The sequence below is a fragment of the Paraburkholderia sp. BL23I1N1 genome (assembly GCF_003610295.1).
GTDB lineage: Bacteria > Pseudomonadota > Gammaproteobacteria > Burkholderiales > Burkholderiaceae > Paraburkholderia.
The window spans coordinates 5,676,238-5,694,198 of record NZ_RAPV01000001.1; the positions used below are offsets into that span (position 1 = coordinate 5,676,238).

Here is a 17,961-nt window from a genome sequence, read left to right on the forward strand (position 1 = left end):
CTTATGAGGCAAGGGAGTAAAACATCTGGGAAGCAGACAACGGGGCTTTGCCCGTACATTTCATCTGTCCTTTGCTGATCATATGCATTACCTCGATGCCGCCGAGAATGATCCTCGCACAGTGAAAATCCTTGAACCCCAGCATCGGCCGGGTCCGGCGTTTGATAGCCCGACGGTCCTCTTCGACGATGTTGTTCAGGTACTTGATCTGGCGCACCTTGATCGGCGTCTCGCGATCGGCATTCACCGCATTCAACGCGGCCAGATTGGAGCCGCTTTTGTCGATGGTCACGGTTTCTGGCGCACCATTGCGGGCGATCGCTTTTTCAAAGAATCGCCGAGCGCCAACCTTGTCCCGCCTCGCCCTGAGCAGGAAGTCGACCGTGTCGCCCGCCTTGTCCACTGCCCGATAAAGATATTTCCATTCGCCCTTGATCTTGATATAGCTCTCGTCCATTCGCCAGCTTTTCCCTACCGGACGCTTGTGCTTGCGGAACGTCTTTTCGAATAGCGGCAATAGCTGTAGATTGTCAATTACGATGGCCGCCGGCCAAGGTAATTGTCGTTCTCTAAATAGCTTCATTACCCAGCGGTACACCGTCGAATGATCAACCGCGATACCTCGTTCGTCCATCATCTCCTCAAGATTGCGCAAACTTAACGAATAGGCCACGTACCATCGTACGCACAGCAAAATCACTTCAAGCGGGTAGTGAAGCCGCTTCAGGACCTTCGCCAGGCCCGGGGCAAGCGCAGATCGCGATGTCTTCGTCTTCTTCATCGAACAGCTCAAAAAATTTGCTGCTCAATTTTAACCTGGCCCCTTACTGCAACAGAACCCTTCGTCGCAGGCAGCCGGTTTGCCTATCCCGGTGTAGCCGGCGAGCATCCGGTGCACGACACGCAAATCAAGCGGCTGCGGCACCTGAATTTCTTCCAGCACGAGTGATATCTGGAGGTCCGGGTGCCACGCGTGCGCTTGCCGGACGGCTCGGTGCGACTCGTGCAACCTGAGTGGATCGGCAAGCTCGATGGCTTTACACTGCTGTTTGAAGCGCTTGTACTGACGCTGTGCCGGGAGATGACATTTGCGGCGGTGGCTCGTCTGGTGAACCTGTCGTGGCATCGCGTGAAGGCGATCTGTGATCGTTACGTGGATCTCGCGGTGGCCGCGACTGACTTGTCCGACGTCACCGCGGTGGCTATCGACGAAACCTCGTGCCGACGGGGCCACGACTATGTTTCGCTGGTCGCTGACATGGACGAGCGGCGCGTGGTCTTCGTCACGCCAGGCAAGGATGCGGGGGTAATCGAACGCTTTGCCAACCACCTCGAAGAACACAACGGCACGCCCGGCCAGATCCGGTCGGTGAGCATCGATATGTCGCCCGCCTTCATCAAGGGCGTGGACGAGCATCTGCCCGATGCGCGCGTGACGTTCGGCAAGTTTCATGTGGTTGCCCACGCGTCCAAAGCCCTCGATGCCGTGCGCCGCGCGCAGCAGAAGACCGATCCCGCACTGAAGGGCATGCGCTGGTTGCTGCTCAAGGATGCTGACAAGCTGAATCTCGCTCAACTGACCGATCTCGAGGCGCTGATCAGCCAGTACCCGACCAACCGCACCGCCCACGCCTGGATGTACCGAGAGCAGTTGCGCGAATTCTGTCGCTCTTGAAAATTAAGTGGCTGATGGGCTCCACCAAATATGTCTGGCGCACATGGCGAAGTTTCTGTCCAGGATTTCTACAGCAGATCACGCACTCACGGAGCCGGGTTCTAGCGATGAGCCAGAGGCCGGGGCCATGCCGACAATGCAACATCAGCCAGCCGCTTCAGGGTTTCTCTGCTTGCTCCATCACAGGCTTGCGCTGACATGCCTTGCACTACTGCGCCATAAAAGCGTGCGAGTACTTCGGTGTCGGTATCAGGCGCAAGCTCGCCCTCGGAGACGGCACGATCGAAGCGTGCCTTGATGGTCTGTATCCCGATCTCCCGCCGCGCGGCGACCGTCTGGGCGACAGACTGGCTCTTTTCACCGTGTTGAAGAATAGCAGTCGAAATCATGCAGCCGCGCGGCCTTCCCGGGACGGTAAAGCGGGTCGCGGCGTCGTGCAGGTAGAACGCTATCGCATCGTAGGCCGGCATCTTTCCGTGCAGCGCTTCCAGACACTGCTTGTTCTCACGCGCGCTGATATGGTCGAGCGCCTGTCTGTATAGGTCCTCCTTCGACCCGTACGTCGCGTAGACGGACGGCGCTGGGACACCCATGGCTTCGGTCAGGTCGGCGATCGATGTGCCCTCATATCCATGCTCCCAGAACAGCCGCGCGGCGACATCGAGCCCCACTTCGCGGTCCAGCAACCTCGGTCTGCCTCGTTTCCGCGGGGGGCCGCTCATTTTATATCAAGTCCTATAAAAATCGTTGACAGGGGTTTTTCAGCGTCATTATTATAGCGATCACTATTCAACGTAGTCGAAAAGGAGTGGTCGATGTCCGCGAAACTTTCAAACAAATCGGCCCTGGTGACGGGAAGCTCACGTGGTATCGGTCGTGCTGTAGCGCTGGCTTTGGCAAGAGAAGGCGCTGCGTTCATCGGCGTGCACTACGGCGGCAACGCGGATGCGGCACACGCCACCGTCCGTGAGATCGAGGCTCTCGGATCGAAAGCCGTCGCGATCAAAGCGGACCTGAGTCGCGGGAAAGAAGCCACGGACAGTCTCTGGGAGCAGTTCAAGGCAGCCGCGATCGCCGCCACGGGCGCCCCCCGGCTTGACATTCTCGTCAACAATGCCGGCGTGGCACCAGCGATTCCCCTGTCTCAGACCGGTGAGTCCGTCTTCGACGAGATCATGACGATCAACTTCAAGGCACCGTTCTTCCTGATCCAGGCTGTAGCAGATCACATCCGCGACAATGGACGAATCATCAACGTTTCGACGGGTTTTACGCGTGTCGCGGCTCCGACGCATCCCGCCTACGCCGCGTCGAAAGGTGCCCTTGAAACCCTGACGCTGGCGCTTGCCCCTGAGTTCGGTCCACGCGGCATCACGGTGAATGCGGTCATGCCAGGTGTGACGGAGACCGACATGAATGCGGCGTGGATCACAGTGCCGGAGGCGCGCGCCGGCGCAGAGGCCATGTCGGTCTTTTCGCGAGTGGGTCAACCTGCCGATGTGGCTGACGTCATCGCCTTCCTCGCATCGAATGAGGCCCGCTGGACTACGGGGCAGGTGATCGACGCGACGGGCGGTGCCCGGCTTTAAGAAGCTGTTGCGAAATTGACTCATAGGGGCTGTAACGCCGTTCAGTTAAGGTCTTTCCGAAGATATCGAACGGCATAACGAGCAGGACGGGACTTGACGGCCCGATCGCATTTGCGGTCGGGCCGTTTTACGTTGATGAGCCGCTTGAGGTGCTCACGCAGCCGTTTGAGAACGGCGGGGAGCTTGGCCAATGCCCGCACGAGTCAGGCGAGTGCCGCGCGTAGTACGCACAAAGAGCTGAACGCCGAGGTCTTCTTCCAACTCCTTGATCGCCCGCGATAGCGGAGACTGCTCAATGTGCAGTCACTCCGCGGCTCGCGCGAAATGCAATTCTTCGGCGACCGCAATGAAACAGCGTAGGTGGCGTATGTCCATCCTGATTTCCAGTCACACTGTCGCGCCGTCGATCAGAGAAAGTCGTTTGTCAGGCACTCGTTCGGAGGAAATGCCCTCCGCCTCGGTCAATCAAATTGCGATCACAGCCTTGGAGATGACTTGCTCCCAGTGGTGTTGTGGACCTGCCGGTGAGGACGTGGCGTCGGTGATTCAGCCAAGATCGATGTTCAAGGCGAGGTCCCAGGTGCCGGCGCCGTTTCGGGCCAGGCCGATCATCATCAGGCCAAGCGCCTCCAGCGTCTGGGCCATCTGCAGACCGCCGACATCGAACGGACGCAGCCCGAGACTTTCGAGGAAAGTTGAGACGCGCGCCTTGGCCTCCGGATCGTCGGCTGCGATGAACGCGTCGAGGCGTCCACCCTTGGCAAGTACGTGACCGAAGATGGTGTTGAACGCCTTCACGACATGCGCGCCGGCGGGGACGCCCTTGGCGGTCTCCTGCGCACCAGAACTGCCGTGGGGGGTGACGAGGCCCGAGAGGTCGGGGGCGACCGGGTTGGTGATGTCGATGATTACCTTGCCGTCGAGCGCGTTCCCGTAATCGGCCACCGCCGCCGCCGCACTAGAGTACGGCACAGCGAGGATGACGATGTTGCCCGCCGGCACGGCGCCATACGTCCCTGTGGTCGCTCCGGCTGCGAGGTGGTCGGCCAGCGCCCGCGCCTTGGCGGGGTCGCGGCTGACCACCTCGACGGTGTGTCCAGCCTTGGCGACACGGCCGCCGATCGCCGCGGCCATGCTTCCTGATCCGATGATGCTGATGGTGCTCATGTGCAGTTTCCTCGTGAGTTGGGGTATTGCTGGTAGTCCTTAAACGGGGCGTCCCCCGGTTGATATTCCGTGTGTGCCAAGCCGCGTGCGGCTTCCCTCAGGGCATGCCCAGTTCGAAAGAGTCTTGGGGCGAACGGACCACGGCATCGCGACATTGCTGTCCGCCGGACTCGTTGCGACCCGGCTCTCTGCCGTCAGTTCATCAGCCGGCAGGGAAGTAATGGCCGTTGTCCAAATCGGCGAGCAGGCTGGGCTGAGCGGGTTCCCAGCCGAGGGTCTGGCGGGTGATGAGGTTGGACGCCGGGAGGTCCAGCGTGACCAAATTCGCGAGGAACCCAAAGTATCCCGGCAGCATCAGGACGTCCGCAGGAATGCTCACGGCGGGCAGGCCCAGACGGCTGCCAATGGCCTCGGCGATCTCGCGGAACGAGATACCCTCGTCGCCGACCGCATGCCAATATTTGCCAGCCGGCCCCTTCTCCAGCGCCAGGCGGAACAAGGAGGCGAGGTCGCGGACGTGCACGGCCGACCACAGGTTCGCGCTGTCTCCGGGGTAGCCGATGACGCCCTTCTCCTTCGCGAGCCCGATCAACAACGGGAGGAAGCCGGCATTGTCGGTCGTGCTGTGCATGATGGGAGGAATCCGAACGATCGAAGACCGCACGCCCCGCTCGGCGAGGCCGATTACGGTGGTTTCCACGACGTTACGAACCCGCAGGGTGCCCTTGTACTCATCGCCGCCGGGAAGGGTCGGGTCCTCCTCGGTGGCTGGCCGGCCCAGGTTTTCCCACCCGGGCGAGCCGATGCTCCCCGACACGACCAGCGGCTTTCCGGTTCCCGCCAAGGCCTCACCGTACGCGAGCATGATCGGGACCTCCGCGGCGGCGACGGCGGCGATCCCGCCGGTGGGCAGCAGGTCTTGCCTATGCGCGACGTGGATGACGCCGTCGGAGTCCGCGGCGGCCATCTTGAGCCCGTCGAGATCCTCGAGGCTGCCGCGACGGACCTTCGCGCCGAGCGCGGAGACCGCAGCCGCGGCCGCGTCCGACCGGGCCAGGGCGCTGACCTCGTGGCCGGCGGCGATGAGCTCGGAGATGATGTACGGACCGGAATGGCCGGTCCCGCCAGTGACGAAAACGTGCACGTTGCTGCTCCCTGTAAGTTGATGTGGTGCGAGAAGTGGTGGTAGCGGTGCGTTCAGCCGAGCAGGCGGATGCCGAGCGAGAAGTTGGTGTGTTTGACGGAGTGGGTCATGAGGCCCAGCCACAGCATGCAGGCGTGCTCCAGCGTCCGCGCCATGACCAGCTGCCCGGCATCCATCGGGCGCAGTCCGAGGCTGTCGATGAACGCCGATACGCGTGCCTTCGCCTGTGCACCGTCCCCGGCAAGAAACACGTCCAATGGGTGGCCCTCGACTGGACCGGCAGCCAGGACGTGGGAGGACTGGGTGTTGAACGCCTTGACGATATCTGCATCGGCAGGGGCGACCTTCGCGATCTCCTGCGCGCCGAAAGTGTCCTCAGGGGTTAAGAAGCCCGTGAAGTCGGATCTGATGGGGTTGGTGATGTCGACGAGTAGCTTGCCTGCCAGCTCTTCGCCGTACTGCTTGACCGCGTCGAGAACGGCTGAGTAGGGAACCGCCAGGATGACGATGTCCCCGGCCGGGGCGGCGCCGAACGTCCCTGTCGTCGCGCCAGCTCCGAGCTGCTCGGCCAGCGCCCGTGCCTTCGCGGCGTCGCGACTCATCACCTCGACCGTGTGTCCGGCCTCGACGGCAAGGCCGCCGATCGCAGCAGCCATGCCGCCTGATCCGATGATGCTGATAGTGCTCATGCGCAGTCTCTTCGTGAGTTGGGTGGTGCTCGTACTCTCCAAATCGTACGGCTTGCTGTACCATATGGATCGGTGATCCAAATATATGGACCAGCGATCCATTTGTCAAGAGGCAACCCATGCGAGCCGACGCAAAAAAAAATTACAGCCACATCCTCGCGGTCGCGCGTGAGGTCGTCACCGAGCATGGTGCCGATGCGTCGATGCGCGATATCGCCCGTCGGGCTGATGTCGGGTTGGCCACGCTGCTTCGTCACTTTCCGACGCGAGAAGCCTTGTTCGAAGCGTTGCTGTGTACGAATCTGGACGCACTGACGCAGGAGGCAGACGAACTCGAAAGGTCACAGCCACCTGACGAAGCGCTCGTATCTTGGTTTCGCGAATGGGTGGCATTCGCCCAGAGCTATAGGGGTGTTGTCGCCTTGATGGCGGCCGCCCACACAAACCCGGACTCCGCTCTTTATGCTTCATGCGCAGCGGTGCACTCAGCGAGCGCGCGGCTACTGCTCCGTGTTCAGGCCGAAGGTATGGCGCGCACCGATATCAATGGGGGACGACCTGTTCGGCCTGATGGCGGCGCTCGGCTGGCTCGTCGACCTGCCCTCATTCGCGCCACGGGCCGATCATCTGGTTCACGTTATTACGGGCGCCATCCTGACAAATCGGCCTAGCAACGATGTCAAGAAGACAACGTGTTGAATCAGATCGGCTTCAGATGGCTATTGCCGATGCAGAAACCGACCTGGATGATCAGCAGAACCGACGCCGGATGATCATCCGGCCGGCGGTGATCAGTTCACCGGCATAGTTCGCTATGGGGCGGAAGCAGACCTCGACCGCCCGCGTCGCCCTCGCTTCAATCAAACCGTGGCTGCCCTTTGTCCACGACGCCCAGTTTTGCCAAATAGGCAGGATCACATCGAAATTTGCGATCAGGATTCATTAGTCGAACTTGACCAAGTCCTTAAAGATCAGTTGACCCCAGCTATTTCCGCGCGCCTGCACAAGCAGTCCGCCTTCCGAAAGCCCGCCAAGTTTGATCGGCGAGAAACCGAGATTTTCCGCAAGCGCACCAATCTCCGCTGCGGCGCCGTCATCGTCGCTCGCCAGGAACACGACTCTCCTGCCACCATGTACGGCCGGGTCCTGGGCAAGGACCGCGGCGGCCAAATGATTGAAGCCCTTAACCAGTCTACCGCCAGTGAAGGCCAGCGCGATGACCTTGGAGGAAGGCTGTCCTCCCAGTTCCTCAGGGGGCACGCCATAGGCATTGGTCACATCGATGATGGTCTTCCCCTGCCAGGTGGGGAGCGACTTCGCGACATCCGGGTGCGACTCGAAACGGACAGCCAAAAAGATGATGTCCGCCTTGACGGCGTCCGCCAGTTTTTTGGGAATGATCTCGAGTCCGATCGCGGCCGCATCGGATGCAAAGCTTTCCGGGTCGCGCGTGGTTGCAACGGATACTTCGATGCCGTTGCGGGCAAATGCCTTGGCCAGAGCGTGGCCGATCTTGCCGAAGCCGATAATTGCGTAGCTCATATATTCTCCTTCGGTTTCCCACGCCCTACGGGCTCCAAATATTGAATGGAGTGACCGGCCGGGCGTAGCGCGTCAGATTTGCGCAAGGCCGCCGTCAACGGCGACTTCGCTGGCGGTCATGAAACTGCTGTCCGGCGACGCGAGAAAGGCAGCCGCCGCCCCGAGCTCCGCCGGATCAGCCATGCGCTGGAGCGGATTCATCGAGGCGAAGGCCTTCATGCCCTCCTCGCCCAGCGCTTCCTTCGCGAGTTCGGTCGCCGTCGGCCCGGGCGACAGCACGTTTACCCGGATGCCGGTGCCCTTCAGGTCCTCCGCCCAGGTCCGCGCGAGGTTGCGCACTGCCGCCTTGCTCGCGCTGTAGGCGCTGAACGCCGGGGCGCCCGTGGTGCCGGCGCTCGATCCGGTCAGGATGATCGAACCGCCCTGGCCCATCAGCGGCAGCGCCTTCTGGACCGTGAAGATCGAACCTTTCACATTGGTGTCGAAGATTTCGTCAATGTGCTCGGCGGTAATCTTGCCGAGCGGAAGCTGGCTGCCCGCCCCGGCATTGGCGAAGACGATGTCGAGGGTTCCGCGCTCGGCCTTCACCGCCGAGTAGAGTCGGTCGAGGTCGGCAAGATCGGAGACCGAGCCCTTCACCGCGCGGGCATTGGGCCCGAGGTCGGCCACAGCGGCGTCGAGCGCTTCCTGCCGGCGGCCGAAGATGAAGACGAAGGCGCCCTCGTCGATGAAGCGCTTTGCCGCGGCGAAGCCGATGCCGGTAGCACCACCGGTGATCACGGCGGTCTTTCCATTCAGTCTGGTCATGTCGTGCATCCTTGGTTGGGGTTGCACAAGTATCCAGTCTCGATTACCTTAGGACAAGTATGCACTTTTTGGTGAGTACTAGAATATGACGACGCCCTCTCAAATCTGCGATACCGGCTGCGGGCTCAACGCTACGCTCCGCATCATCTCGGGCAAGTGGAAACCGCTGGTCCTGTTTTTCCTGCGCGACGGCCCGAAGCGCTACGGCGAGCTCAAGCGCTTGACCCAGGGCGTCAGCGACAAGGTGCTGATCCAGCAATTGAAGGATCTGGAGGCCGATCGCGTGCTGGCGCGGACCGACTACAAGGAGGTGCCGCCGCGTGTGGACTACGCGCTGACCCCGCTCGGTCGCAGCCTGGCCGACGCGATCGTCCCGCTGTGTACCTGGGGAACCGAGAACTCGGCGGAAATAGCAAGCATCTTCGCCAAGCGCGACGCTTTGCCCTACTGAGACGGACGCCCCCGCAGTCGTGGGAGCGCGGCAGGTCGAATACGTCCGATCAAACTGTCAGGATGCCCGGTTTGGGAGCTCTGGCCCATGTTTTGTGGCAGCGATCTCGTCAGGCCTCCTGTTTTCGTGTGAAAACGAGCAGACCCGCTTCCTCGCCCAGCAGCTCCCGAAGTGGGCGGCCGGCTCGATCCCGGCCGACAGGCAGAGCAAGACGCGCAGCCGTAGCCGGTAACTACGTCCTTCGTGACCATGATGTTGAAGCGGTAGCCCGGACGGATTTCAAGCGTCGGCTGAATGTCGAGCCCGCGTTGCGCGAGCTGCATCCCGAGCTGGCCGAGCTGCAGGCCGAGCGAGCTGGCGACGATCTGTTGCGAGCTGTAGTTTTCGCCGTTCGTCGCTTGCGGCTGCGATAGCTGGCACCTGCAAGAACGGCACGTTGTTGAACTTCGAATTCACCGCCCCTTCTTGACGAGACGGATTCAAACGAACATCCGGGACGCCCGCGATGTGAGTATAGTCTGGCCGAGGCGTCGTTTCGTGCCCGCGCGCGTGCGCCGGGTCACCGATTTTTTTGCGGCTGCGCTGCCCCAGCGCTTGTAGAGCCGCGACGTCCGGAAGGCACTTCGAACGCGGTACGTCACGCAATGTTCGCCCGTCGCGTGTGTCGAGTACCTGCGTCGTTCGACATCGATTCGCGTACGTGGCGCGCGAATTCCTGCGCCGCCGGTTGAGCCGTCGCGGGCAATCGCAGGCAGATTGCGAACGGGGGCAGCGTGGGCAGGCCGGTTGCTTGAGGCATGAGCGTTTCCAGATCGGCCGGCACCGTGGAGACGAGCCAGGTCGTGACCGCGAGGCCCGCGCGTACCGTCGCAGCGGTTGCCTCGATATTGCCGCTCTCGAACACCGTGCGCCACGCGATGCCCTCGTTCGCGAGCGCGCCGAGCACCACCGGTCGGAACGCACAACGCTCGTCCACCATCGACAGCGGCAATGGCCGCTTCCGCCACGCGTCGCTGCCGCGCCCGTTGACCCACACCAGCGGCTCGATGCGGACCACGTCGCCTTCGGCTTCGCTCGCGACGGATTCGACCAACGACACGTCCACACGACCGCTATCGACCGCTTTGCGCAGTTCCGGTGACGCCGCGCATACCAGCGAAATGTCGACGTGTGGATGCGCCTCGGCGAATGCCTTCAGCGCCGGCGCGAGCCGCATCACGAGATCGTATGGCACACCCACACGCAGGGCGCCGCGCAGCGGCCGGTCGATCATGTCGGCCCAGATTTCGTCGTTCAGCCGCAGCAGCTTGCGCGCATTCACAAGAAACTGCTCGCCCTGGCGCGAAAGCTCCAGCTTGCGCGTCTTGCGCACGAATAGAAGGCAATCCAGTACGTCTTCGAGACGCTTCACCTGCTGGCTCACGGCGCCTTGCGTCATGTGCAGCAGATTCGCAGCGACCGTCATGCTGCCGTTATCGGCGACGGCAACGAAGGTACGGATCAGATCGAGGTCGAGGTTTCGGCTCATCTATGCATTATTCCGCATAATGGATCGCATCAATATTATTACCTTTCACGATGTGTTGGCGATCCGTACAGTGCAGATCTCACTCACCCGGATGTGCGCCGATGACCTCGCTCCTGCCGCTTCTGCTTTTCGTCGCCGTCTCGACCGCGACGCCAGGTGGCGCAACCACGCTCGCCACCGCTTCGGGCGCACGCTTCGGCTTCGTACGCTCGATTCCGCTGATGCTCGGCATCGCAATGGGCCTCGCCTCGCTCGCTGCGGTCGCCGCGCTTGGGCTGGCCGGTCTGCTGCTCGCGCTGCCGTCGCTGCAAACGGCGGTCAAGGCGCTCGGCTCGGCGTACCTGTTGTGGCTCGCGTGGCGCGTCGTGCGCAGCGGGCCGCCAAGCGCAGCCAACGGTCCCGCGCGCCCGGTTACGCTCGTCAACGGCTTGCTGCTGCTCTGGCTCAACCCGAAAGGCTGGGCGATGACGGTCGGCGCGGCGGCGTCGTTCGCGCTGCACGCGAGCAATCCGGGCCGACTCGCGATGCTGCTCGGGACCGCGTTTGGCGTTGCTGCGTGCGCGTCGCTCGCGTTTTGGTGCGCGCTCGGCGTGCTGCTAGCGCGGTTCTTTCGAACGCCGCGCCACTGGCGCATTCTCAATCTCGCGATGGGCGCGCTGCTCGCCGCCTCTCTTATTCCAATCTGGAGATAAGCATGTCGTCCCATCCGTTTGCCGAATCGTTCGACCTTGAAGCTGCGTTCGTCGACGTGTCCGACTATTGGTCGCCGAAAGTCGTCGCTCAGGTCAACGATCAGTACGTGAAGGTCGCGAAAGTGCGTGGGCAGTTCGTGTGGCACGACCACGAGCACGAGGACGAGCTGTTCTTCGTCGTACGCGGACATCTGAAGATCGAATATGAGGGCGGGCGTGTCGTCGATCTGCCCGCGGGCTCGATGCACGTGGTGCCGCGCGGCACGCTGCACAATCCAGTCGCAGACGACGAATGCTGGATCGTGCTGATCGAGCCCGTGCAGACAAAGCATACGGGGCACGTGGAATCACCCTCGACGAGGACGATCGAAGAGCAGTTACGCGGATCACTCTGAATTCACTCCCCGTTACTATCTTCACTCCTCGATAATTGAGGATTTGGCCAGCCAGGCCCGGCATGATTCTCGCCCCCAGTCGCAGTCATGATCCGGGGGGTGTTGTCACCGGGCCTGGTGGGTGGCTGGTGATCGCTAATAGGGGCTCGGCCAGGATATCTTGAGGCCGTCCGTAACGTGGATGCCGAGACTTGCCACCGATGTTGCAGGCCAACCAGCTCAATCTGCATAAACACTTCGATGCAAGAAAACCAACAACATAACTCCGTCGACGTCTTCGTTGGCGTTGACGTAGGTAAAGGCCATCATCGCGAGATACGGTCAAGTCTGGTGTATGAGCGGTTGATAGCCGGCGACGTCAGGCGGCGAGTTTCTGCTGACCGGGTTGATCGTCTTGCACCGGTTCGCCGTCCCTGAAGGCAATGCCTTCCCGCAACAGCTTGATCTGTTCAGGGCCGTTGATGCGGCGCCAGGTTTTCTCGGCTTCCTCGATCAGTTTGAATGCCAGACCCAGGAAGGTCGGTCGCGACACGCAGTTGCGCGTACGCGTCGTCCGGTGGCGCACGGTCGCGAACGTCGACTCGATCGCATTCGTGGTCCGCAAATGCTGCCAATGTTCGGCTGGGAATTCGTAAAAGGCTAACAGGCTCTCCCGGTCCTTCTTCAGCGTTTCCGTCGCCTTCGGATATTTTGCCGCATAGATCGACACGAACCGGTCGAACGCCGCATATGCTTCGGCGCGCGTGGCCGCCATCCAGATGCCCTGCATATCGGCCTTCGCGCGTGCCTGTTGCGATTTCGGCAGCGCATTGAGCACGTTGCCCATCTTGTGGAACTTAGGCCGATATCGGCCTAAGTTCCATTGTACTAAACCGCTGACGCGGTAGGGGGAGGTGGGCACAGGTCTATGGCTGACGTTTGATGAAGAGGGTTGTCTGACGCTGAACCCCAGCGAGGTGGTGAGCGGTGTCGCCAGGAGCAGTATGTGAACGCCCGGTTGGGCATTCCACCCACTGCTTCCAGGAGGCTCGCCATGACACCACTGCGCCAACGCATGCTGCATGACATGCAGATCCGCAACCTTGCGGATAATACCCAGAAGTCCTATCTGATTCAGGTACGCAGTTTCGCCCGGCACTTCCGCCGCTCGCCCGAACTGCTGGGTCCCGACGAGATCCGGGCCTGGCTCGTCTACCTCCTCGAAGAGCGCAAGCTGGCACCCGCCAGTCTCGGCGCAACGATCGGTGCACTGCGCTTTCTTTACCGCGTGACGCTCAAGCGCGACTGGAGTGACGAGGACTTTCCCCTGCCCAGGAAGCCGTTCCGACTGCCCGTCGTCCTCAGCCTGGAGGAGATCACCACCTTCTTCGAGTCGGTCGCCAGTCTCAAGCACCGCACCATCCTGATGACCGCGTACGCCGCCGGACTGCGGGTGTCGGAAGTCGTGCATCTGAAGGTCACCGATATCGACAGCAAGCGCATGGTTATTCGTGTGAACCAGGGGAAGAACCGTAAGGATCGCTATGTAATGCTCTCGACGAGGCTACTCGAGATCCTGAGGCTGTACTGGCAGGACGCCCATCCGAAGGAATGGCTCTTTCCAGGCAGCATTCCGGGGCGGCCCATCACCCGCCATGCCGTGGGCGACGCATGCGAGCTTGCACGCAAGCGCAGCGGCATCACCAAACCCGTGACACCCCATTCTTTGCGACACGCGTTCGCCACGCATCTGCTGGAAGCCGGTACTGACGTGCGCCGGATCCAGCTGCTGATGGGCCATAGATCCCTATCGACAACGTCCCGGTACCTGAAGGTGGCCACCAGCACCGTGTGCGCCACCACCAGTCCCTTCGACCTGCTGCCGCACCCTGCACCCGTTCCATCCCCGCCACCTGCGCCCGAGTACTTCTGAGCGCAGTCATGCGGCCGGCGCTCGAAGTGGCGGACATTTTCCGCCAGTGTGGGCCCAGTTTCCGGCTATCCCATGCCGAGGGGCTCAGTCGTGTGCAGCGACGCGTGATGAGTGCCATCGAGCTGTGTCGTACCGCATCGCTTGGTGCCCATCTCGAGCAGTGCGATGCATGCGGCCATCAGCGCATCAGTTACGACTCATGTCGTAACCGGCACTGTCCGAAGTGCCAGTCACTCGCCCGCGCGCAATGGCTCGAACGCCGGCATGCGGAGCTCCTCCCCTCGACCGAGTATTTCCATGTCGTCTTCACACTTCCGGAATCCATCGCCGCTCTCGCGTTCCAGAACAAGAGGACGCTCTACGATCTGCTGTTTCGCGCCAGCGCCGAAACGTTGCGCACGATCGCCGCCGATCCGAAGCACCTAGGCGCCGAGATCGGCTTCCTCACGATCCTGCATACGTGGGGACAGAATCTGCAGCATCACCCTCATGTGCATTGCGTTGTGCCGGGCGGCGGCATCTCCCCGGACGGCGAGCGCTGGATCGCCTGCCGTCCCGGCTTCTTCCTGTCCGTGCGGGTCCTGTCACGGCTCTTTCGCCGCCTGTTTCTCGAACAGCTGCGCCGCGCTTACGACGCCGGCGGGCTGCGCCTGCACGGTCAGTTCGAATCCCTGAGCGATCCCGTCGAATTCGCAACCTGGCTTGCACCCGCGGCACGGGCGGAGTGGGTGGTCTACGCCAAGCCACCCTTTGGCGGTGCCGAACACGTGCTCGATTACCTGGGCCGCTACACCCACCGCGTCGCCATCTCCAACAACCGGCTGCTCGCCTTCGACGGGCACACCGTGCAGTTCCGCTGGAAGGACTACCGGCACGAGCCCAGACAAAGGACCATGACGCTCACGGCCGACGAGTTCATCCGTCGTTTCCTGCTGCATGTGCTGCCTGACGGCTTCAAGCGCATTCGCAGCTACGGGTGGCTCGCCAACTGCCACCGTGCCGACAAGCTCGCCACCTGCAGGCAGCTGCTCGGTGTCGAGGCTCCCGCCGCTGCCGCAGCCGAGCCCCGGGAAGACTACCGTGACCGCTACCAGCGACTCACCGGCAAGTCACTGCGCGACTGTCCCGTATGTGGCAAGGGACACATGCTCCGCATCGAAGACATACCCGGCAGCCTTCCACGAGCCCCGCCAGGTCCCACCCATGCGCGCTAGTTGCCACCGCACCTGTTTCCGTACACGTTCGCCTTTCCTGACGAGGTCAACGCGGCTGCACTCGTGCCTTCGATCTGCTCGCGCACCAGCGTACTCCAAAATGGCGGATGATTTGCCGGTTCACGCGCACATTCCCGCGTCCTTTACACGTGATGCTTCCCACTCTCGCCGGAAGTCCGTGTGTGATCGCCCCTGCAAGACATCACAAATTACCGCGGCGGTCATTCAATGCCCATAGCGGCCACCGCCTGTGGAGCGGTTTAGCACAAACATTTTTTTGATTACCGGTCGCGGATCAGGTTCGACGACATGTCGATGCGCTGGTTGCCGCGACCGCCAACCAAAAAAATCTCTGCCTTATGCCGACCTCCGGATTACGCCGGTGTGCAGCCGCAATGCGGCGGTGCTGGCGGTGAACGCGGCGTAGGAATCGGCATAATCAGAGCGATTCCAGGAAGGTGAGAAGTGGATCGGAGGGACGATACCGGGCCGGGTTCGCGTTCGGCATTCGGGCCCGGGCGAGAGCTTGCTCCTTGATGCCTAGATGTGCATGAAGGTAGGTAGTGGTGTCGACATATTCATGGCCTAGCCATAGAGCGATTATCGTGGGATCGACTCCCGCTTCCAGAAGCCGCATCGCAGCCGTATGTCGAAGCACATGGAAAGTAACGTTCTTGTTTGCCAAAGTCGCACACGCAGTGGATGCTTTAGCTGCATGGAGAGTGATACGGCGCTCAATCGCGTCTCGGCTGAGAGGTGTACCGGTGCGCGTTGGGAACAACCGCGCAGCTGGATTGGCTTCACACTCGGCAAGCCATACGCGCAGCACGTTAGCCACAGGGACGCTCAAGGGTGTGATGCGATCCTTTCGGCCCTTACCCTGACAGGCGACATGTGCGCCAGCGCCGAGGTGAACGTCAGTCCGTAGCAGGCCGATCACCTCTGAGATTCGCAAACCGGTTTGCACCGCGACCAGTAGCATCGCGTAGTCACGTCGTCCTGACCATAAGGTGCGATCGGGTGCCGCAAGCAACGCTCGCACTTCAACTTCGGTAAGGAAGGTAACGATCGCGCGCTCAAAGCGCTTGGGAAGTATCGCCAGCACCCGAGCGATGGTGGCTGCGTGTTCGGGGTGGCGTAACGCCGCGTAGCGAAACAGTGAGTGGATGGCGGCGAGCCGAGCGTTCCGAGTACGCACGCTGTTTCTACGCTCCCGTTCGAGGTGGTCCAGGAAGGCGCAGACAAGCGAAATGTCGAAATCAGTAAAATCAAGTGCCGAAGGTGATTTGCCTGTTCGCTTTGCGCAGAAACCAAGCAACAATCGCCACGTATCGCGATACGCCGCAACCGCGCATGGACTCGCGTGACGCTCCCGGATGAGTCGATCAGTGAAGAATGCTTGCAGAGTAATGGCAAGTTCAGTCATGTTTGCTCTCCATGCAGATGCTCCAGACGCTCGGCTGCCTTAGCGAGTAGCTCCGGAGCTGCTGACAGATACCAATAGGTCGATGCCGGGCTTACGTGCCCAAGATAAGTTGAAAGCAGCGTGAGGCGTTGCTGCGTGTTCGAACCATCTCGGTAGGCCTCGAGCATCGTATTAACGGCGAACGCATGACGCATGTCATGAATACGGGGGCGACAATGAGTGGTGCGCGACACGAGACCTGCTTGGCGGACCACTCGCTGGAAGGTCCACTGAACGTTGCAGTACAGGAGCCGGCTGCCCGTCGGAGATATGAACAGTGCAGAGGTTCCCTCGGCGCTGGCCATTCGGTTGCGGCGGGCGAGATAACGCTTCAACGACGCGACCGTTGTTGGGTGCAAGGGAATTTCTCGCATCTTATTGAACTTCGCATTTCTGATGATCAGTGTGCCATTGCGCGCATCGAAGTCATGCAGATCGAGGTTGATCGCTCCACCCACTCGCATCCCGGTCACGGCAAGCAATCCGATCAAGCTCTGGTAGGTTGCTACTCGTAGCGGTGAGCTGAGCGCGCCGGCGGCCTTGATTAAGGCGATGATCTCTTCCTCACGATACAGATACGGGCAGGCTCGGTGCGGCCGCCAAGGCAATAAGTCGGATGGTGGAACCTCGATGGAAGGATTGGTGGCTTGCAGATACTTAGTGAATCCACGAACGGCCGATAGACGATAGGCCCACCAGTTGTTGCTGCCGTCGTTTGGTTGGCACGCCCACGTTAAAGCGTGTTGAATGGTGATCGCCGGTGCTCCTGTGGCCAGGAAAAAATCAATGAATTGCTTCAGCAGCTTCTCCGACCGTCGCAGCTTGTAGCCCAGCGAGCGGCGCAAATTCAAATACTCAGCCAGAGCACAATGTAATTCGCTCATGCCGCACCTCCCGGCCACGGACGGGCGAGCAGGCGCAGCCCATCCCGGTCGACCTTCGCGTAGATTGACGTGGTCATCAGGCGCCGATGACGCAATACCTGGGCGACCTCGGGAAGTGCAACACCCGAGCGAACCATCTGGGTTGCAAGCGAATGGGGGCTGGTTCGCACGATCGCCAAGGGACTGGAATGGTCCTACGGCTGGGAAGCACCCGCCGCCCAGCGGCTGCGCTTCCTGCTCGACTTTTCCTATGCGACCGGTCTGCGTGCGAGCGAACTGGTCAGCGCGAGGCTTGGCGAGATCCGGATAGATGAACGCGGTGCCCACTGGCTCAATCTCGTGGGCAAGGACGGCAAGCCCGGCAAGGTGGCTTTTCCGCCACTCGCGCGCGTTGCACTCGAACAGTACCTCGTCCAGAGGCGTCTGCCAGTGACACCGCAGCGCTGGAATCCGAAAGCCCCGCTACTGGCGAGTTTTGACGGGGAAGGAGCAACGGGCATCACCCGTTCCCGTCTGTGGTTCGTGATGCGCGGCTTTTTCCGCCTGGCCGCCGATGTCATCGGCACCGATCATCCCGTACTAGCTGAAAAGTTGCGTCGCGCCAGCCCCCACTGGACGCGCCATACCCACGCCACCCATGCGCTCGCTCGCGGCGCGGAGCTGACGACCGTGCGAGACAACCTGCGCCACGCCTCTATCGCAACGACCTCGATCTCCCTGCTGAGCGACGAGGCCAAACGCTCCCGGCAGATGGATGAGGCGTTCGCCGCGCCGTAGCCCACGCCCTCCGACCCGGCGTCGTCGGCT

The 17,961-nt window shown here is 61.6% G+C and carries 18 protein-coding genes and 8 pseudogenes; 11 read left to right on the forward strand and 15 right to left on the reverse strand.

Annotation, left to right across the window (positions count from 1 at the left end; genetic code table 11):
- Nucleotide 1: 1 nt before the first annotated feature.
- Complete coding sequence (locus B0G76_RS26525; RefSeq protein WP_120295131.1) at nucleotides 2-781, reverse strand: IS6 family transposase; 780 nt, start codon at nucleotides 779-781, stop codon at nucleotides 2-4.
- Nucleotides 782-832: 51 nt separating this feature from the next.
- On the opposite strand from B0G76_RS26525, the pseudogene B0G76_RS26530 reads away from it, so the two are divergent.
- Nucleotides 833-1,660: pseudogene (locus tag B0G76_RS26530) on the forward strand (ISL3 family transposase); the annotation flags it as partial.
- A gap of 116 nt (nucleotides 1,661-1,776) precedes the next feature.
- Here B0G76_RS26530 and B0G76_RS26535 read toward each other — a convergent pair.
- Nucleotides 1,777-2,361 carry a TetR/AcrR family transcriptional regulator gene (locus B0G76_RS26535; protein WP_259460741.1) on the reverse strand — a complete coding sequence of 195 codons (585 nt, stop codon included), beginning with the start codon at nucleotides 2,359-2,361 and terminating at the stop codon, nucleotides 1,777-1,779.
- Nucleotides 2,362-2,490: 129 nt separating this feature from the next.
- Between B0G76_RS26535 and B0G76_RS26540 the strand changes: the two genes are divergently transcribed.
- Nucleotides 2,491-3,264, forward strand: coding sequence for an SDR family oxidoreductase (locus B0G76_RS26540; RefSeq protein ID WP_120295133.1), 774 nt, complete (start codon nucleotides 2,491-2,493; stop codon nucleotides 3,262-3,264).
- A 41-nt stretch (nucleotides 3,265-3,305) separates the two neighbouring features.
- Here the strand turns inward: B0G76_RS26540 and B0G76_RS44145 are convergent.
- The 5 genes and pseudogenes from B0G76_RS44145 to B0G76_RS26565 form a co-directional block, all read right to left on the reverse strand.
- Nucleotides 3,306-3,458 (reverse strand): annotated as a pseudogene (locus B0G76_RS44145) (DDE transposase); the annotation flags it as partial.
- Nucleotides 3,457-3,639 (reverse strand): annotated as a pseudogene (locus B0G76_RS26550) (LysR family transcriptional regulator); the annotation flags it as partial. The pseudogenes B0G76_RS44145 and B0G76_RS26550, both read right to left, overlap by 2 nt.
- Nucleotides 3,640-3,810: 171 nt before the next feature.
- Nucleotides 3,811-4,431: an NADPH-dependent F420 reductase gene (locus tag B0G76_RS26555; RefSeq protein WP_120295134.1), complete on the reverse strand. Its 621-nt coding sequence runs from the start codon at nucleotides 4,429-4,431 to the stop codon at nucleotides 3,811-3,813.
- Nucleotides 4,432-4,633: 202 nt separating this feature from the next.
- Entirely contained in the window at nucleotides 4,634-5,575 is a 942-nt protein-coding gene (locus B0G76_RS26560; protein WP_120295135.1) for an SDR family oxidoreductase, read from the reverse strand.
- A gap of 53 nt (nucleotides 5,576-5,628) precedes the next feature.
- The gene (locus B0G76_RS26565) at nucleotides 5,629-6,366 is read right to left on the reverse strand and encodes an NADPH-dependent F420 reductase (protein ID WP_120295136.1); all 738 of its coding nucleotides are present in this window, start codon (nucleotides 6,364-6,366) and stop codon (nucleotides 5,629-5,631) included.
- A 17-nt stretch (nucleotides 6,367-6,383) separates the two neighbouring features.
- Between B0G76_RS26565 and B0G76_RS26570 the strand changes: the two are divergent.
- A pseudogene (locus tag B0G76_RS26570) lies at nucleotides 6,384-6,963 on the forward strand (TetR/AcrR family transcriptional regulator).
- Between the two features lie 243 nt (nucleotides 6,964-7,206).
- Here B0G76_RS26570 and B0G76_RS26575 read toward each other — a convergent pair.
- Together B0G76_RS26575 and B0G76_RS26580 are read right to left on the reverse strand one after the other, a co-directional pair.
- Nucleotides 7,207-7,806: an NADPH-dependent F420 reductase gene (locus B0G76_RS26575; RefSeq protein WP_120295137.1), complete on the reverse strand. Its 600-nt coding sequence runs from the start codon at nucleotides 7,804-7,806 to the stop codon at nucleotides 7,207-7,209.
- Between the two features lie 72 nt (nucleotides 7,807-7,878).
- Nucleotides 7,879-8,613 carry an SDR family NAD(P)-dependent oxidoreductase gene (locus B0G76_RS26580; RefSeq protein WP_120296830.1) on the reverse strand — a complete coding sequence of 245 codons (735 nt, stop codon included), beginning with the start codon at nucleotides 8,611-8,613 and terminating at the stop codon, nucleotides 7,879-7,881.
- An 85-nt stretch (nucleotides 8,614-8,698) separates the two neighbouring features.
- Between B0G76_RS26580 and B0G76_RS26585 the strand changes: the two genes are divergently transcribed.
- The gene (locus B0G76_RS26585; protein ID WP_120295138.1) at nucleotides 8,699-9,064 is read left to right on the forward strand and encodes a helix-turn-helix domain-containing protein; all 366 of its coding nucleotides are present in this window, start codon (nucleotides 8,699-8,701) and stop codon (nucleotides 9,062-9,064) included.
- Here B0G76_RS26585 and B0G76_RS26590 read toward each other — a convergent pair.
- On the reverse strand, nucleotides 9,058-9,516 hold the full coding sequence (locus B0G76_RS26590) for a TrbI/VirB10 family protein (protein WP_120295139.1): 459 nt from the start codon (nucleotides 9,514-9,516) through the stop codon (nucleotides 9,058-9,060). The two genes, B0G76_RS26585 and B0G76_RS26590, sit on opposite strands and share 7 nt — an antisense overlap.
- Nucleotides 9,517-9,550: 34 nt before the next feature.
- Here B0G76_RS26590 and B0G76_RS44930 point away from each other — a divergent pair.
- Nucleotides 9,551-9,664, forward strand: a pseudogene (locus B0G76_RS44930) (LysR family transcriptional regulator); the annotation flags it as partial.
- Nucleotides 9,665-9,701: 37 nt separating this feature from the next.
- Here the strand turns inward: B0G76_RS44930 and B0G76_RS26600 are convergent.
- The gene (locus B0G76_RS26600; RefSeq protein ID WP_120295140.1) at nucleotides 9,702-10,592 is read right to left on the reverse strand and encodes a LysR substrate-binding domain-containing protein; all 891 of its coding nucleotides are present in this window, start codon (nucleotides 10,590-10,592) and stop codon (nucleotides 9,702-9,704) included.
- 101 nt (nucleotides 10,593-10,693) lie between these two features.
- Here B0G76_RS26600 and B0G76_RS26605 point away from each other — a divergent pair, with 101 nt between their 5' ends.
- The 3 genes and pseudogenes from B0G76_RS26605 to B0G76_RS26615 all read left to right on the forward strand — a co-directional run.
- A complete protein-coding gene (locus tag B0G76_RS26605; protein ID WP_120295141.1) occupies nucleotides 10,694-11,284 on the forward strand; it encodes a LysE family translocator in 591 nt (196 codons plus the stop codon).
- Nucleotides 11,285-11,286: 2 nt separating this feature from the next.
- Nucleotides 11,287-11,679 carry a cupin domain-containing protein gene (locus tag B0G76_RS26610; RefSeq protein ID WP_120295142.1) on the forward strand — a complete coding sequence of 131 codons (393 nt, stop codon included), beginning with the start codon at nucleotides 11,287-11,289 and terminating at the stop codon, nucleotides 11,677-11,679.
- 181 nt (nucleotides 11,680-11,860) lie between these two features.
- A pseudogene (locus tag B0G76_RS26615) lies at nucleotides 11,861-11,997 on the forward strand (IS110 family transposase); the annotation flags it as partial.
- 40 nt (nucleotides 11,998-12,037) lie between these two features.
- On the opposite strand, the pseudogene B0G76_RS26620 reads toward B0G76_RS26615, so the two are convergent.
- Nucleotides 12,038-12,514: pseudogene (locus B0G76_RS26620) on the reverse strand (transposase); the annotation flags it as partial.
- Between the two features lie 198 nt (nucleotides 12,515-12,712).
- Here B0G76_RS26620 and B0G76_RS26625 point away from each other — a divergent pair.
- Together B0G76_RS26625 and B0G76_RS26630 are read left to right on the forward strand one after the other, a co-directional pair.
- Nucleotides 12,713-13,591 carry a site-specific integrase gene (locus B0G76_RS26625; RefSeq protein ID WP_120295143.1) on the forward strand — a complete coding sequence of 293 codons (879 nt, stop codon included), beginning with the start codon at nucleotides 12,713-12,715 and terminating at the stop codon, nucleotides 13,589-13,591.
- Between the two features lie 8 nt (nucleotides 13,592-13,599).
- Nucleotides 13,600-14,805 (forward strand): IS91 family transposase, encoded by a 1,206-nt coding sequence (locus tag B0G76_RS26630; RefSeq protein ID WP_120295144.1) that lies wholly within the window; start codon nucleotides 13,600-13,602, stop codon nucleotides 14,803-14,805.
- 439 nt (nucleotides 14,806-15,244) lie between these two features.
- Here B0G76_RS26630 and B0G76_RS26635 read toward each other — a convergent pair whose 3' ends face one another.
- The 3 genes from B0G76_RS26635 to B0G76_RS26645 are packed head-to-tail and all read right to left on the reverse strand — an operon-like array spanning nucleotide 15,245 to nucleotide 17,324.
- On the reverse strand, nucleotides 15,245-16,231 hold the full coding sequence (locus B0G76_RS26635) for a tyrosine-type recombinase/integrase (protein ID WP_120295145.1): 987 nt from the start codon (nucleotides 16,229-16,231) through the stop codon (nucleotides 15,245-15,247).
- Nucleotides 16,228-17,154 carry a tyrosine-type recombinase/integrase gene (locus B0G76_RS26640; RefSeq protein WP_120295146.1) on the reverse strand — a complete coding sequence of 309 codons (927 nt, stop codon included), beginning with the start codon at nucleotides 17,152-17,154 and terminating at the stop codon, nucleotides 16,228-16,230. Before B0G76_RS26640 ends, B0G76_RS26635 begins: the two co-directional genes overlap by 4 nt.
- On the reverse strand, nucleotides 17,151-17,324 hold the full coding sequence (locus B0G76_RS26645) for a tyrosine-type recombinase/integrase (RefSeq protein WP_183082152.1): 174 nt from the start codon (nucleotides 17,322-17,324) through the stop codon (nucleotides 17,151-17,153). Before B0G76_RS26645 ends, B0G76_RS26640 begins: the two co-directional genes overlap by 4 nt.
- On the opposite strand from B0G76_RS26645, the pseudogene B0G76_RS26650 reads away from it, so the two are divergent.
- Nucleotides 17,305-17,931 (forward strand): annotated as a pseudogene (locus B0G76_RS26650) (tyrosine-type recombinase/integrase); the annotation flags it as partial. The gene B0G76_RS26645 and the pseudogene B0G76_RS26650 overlap by 20 nt on opposite strands.
- Between the last annotated feature and the right edge of the window lie 30 nt (nucleotides 17,932-17,961).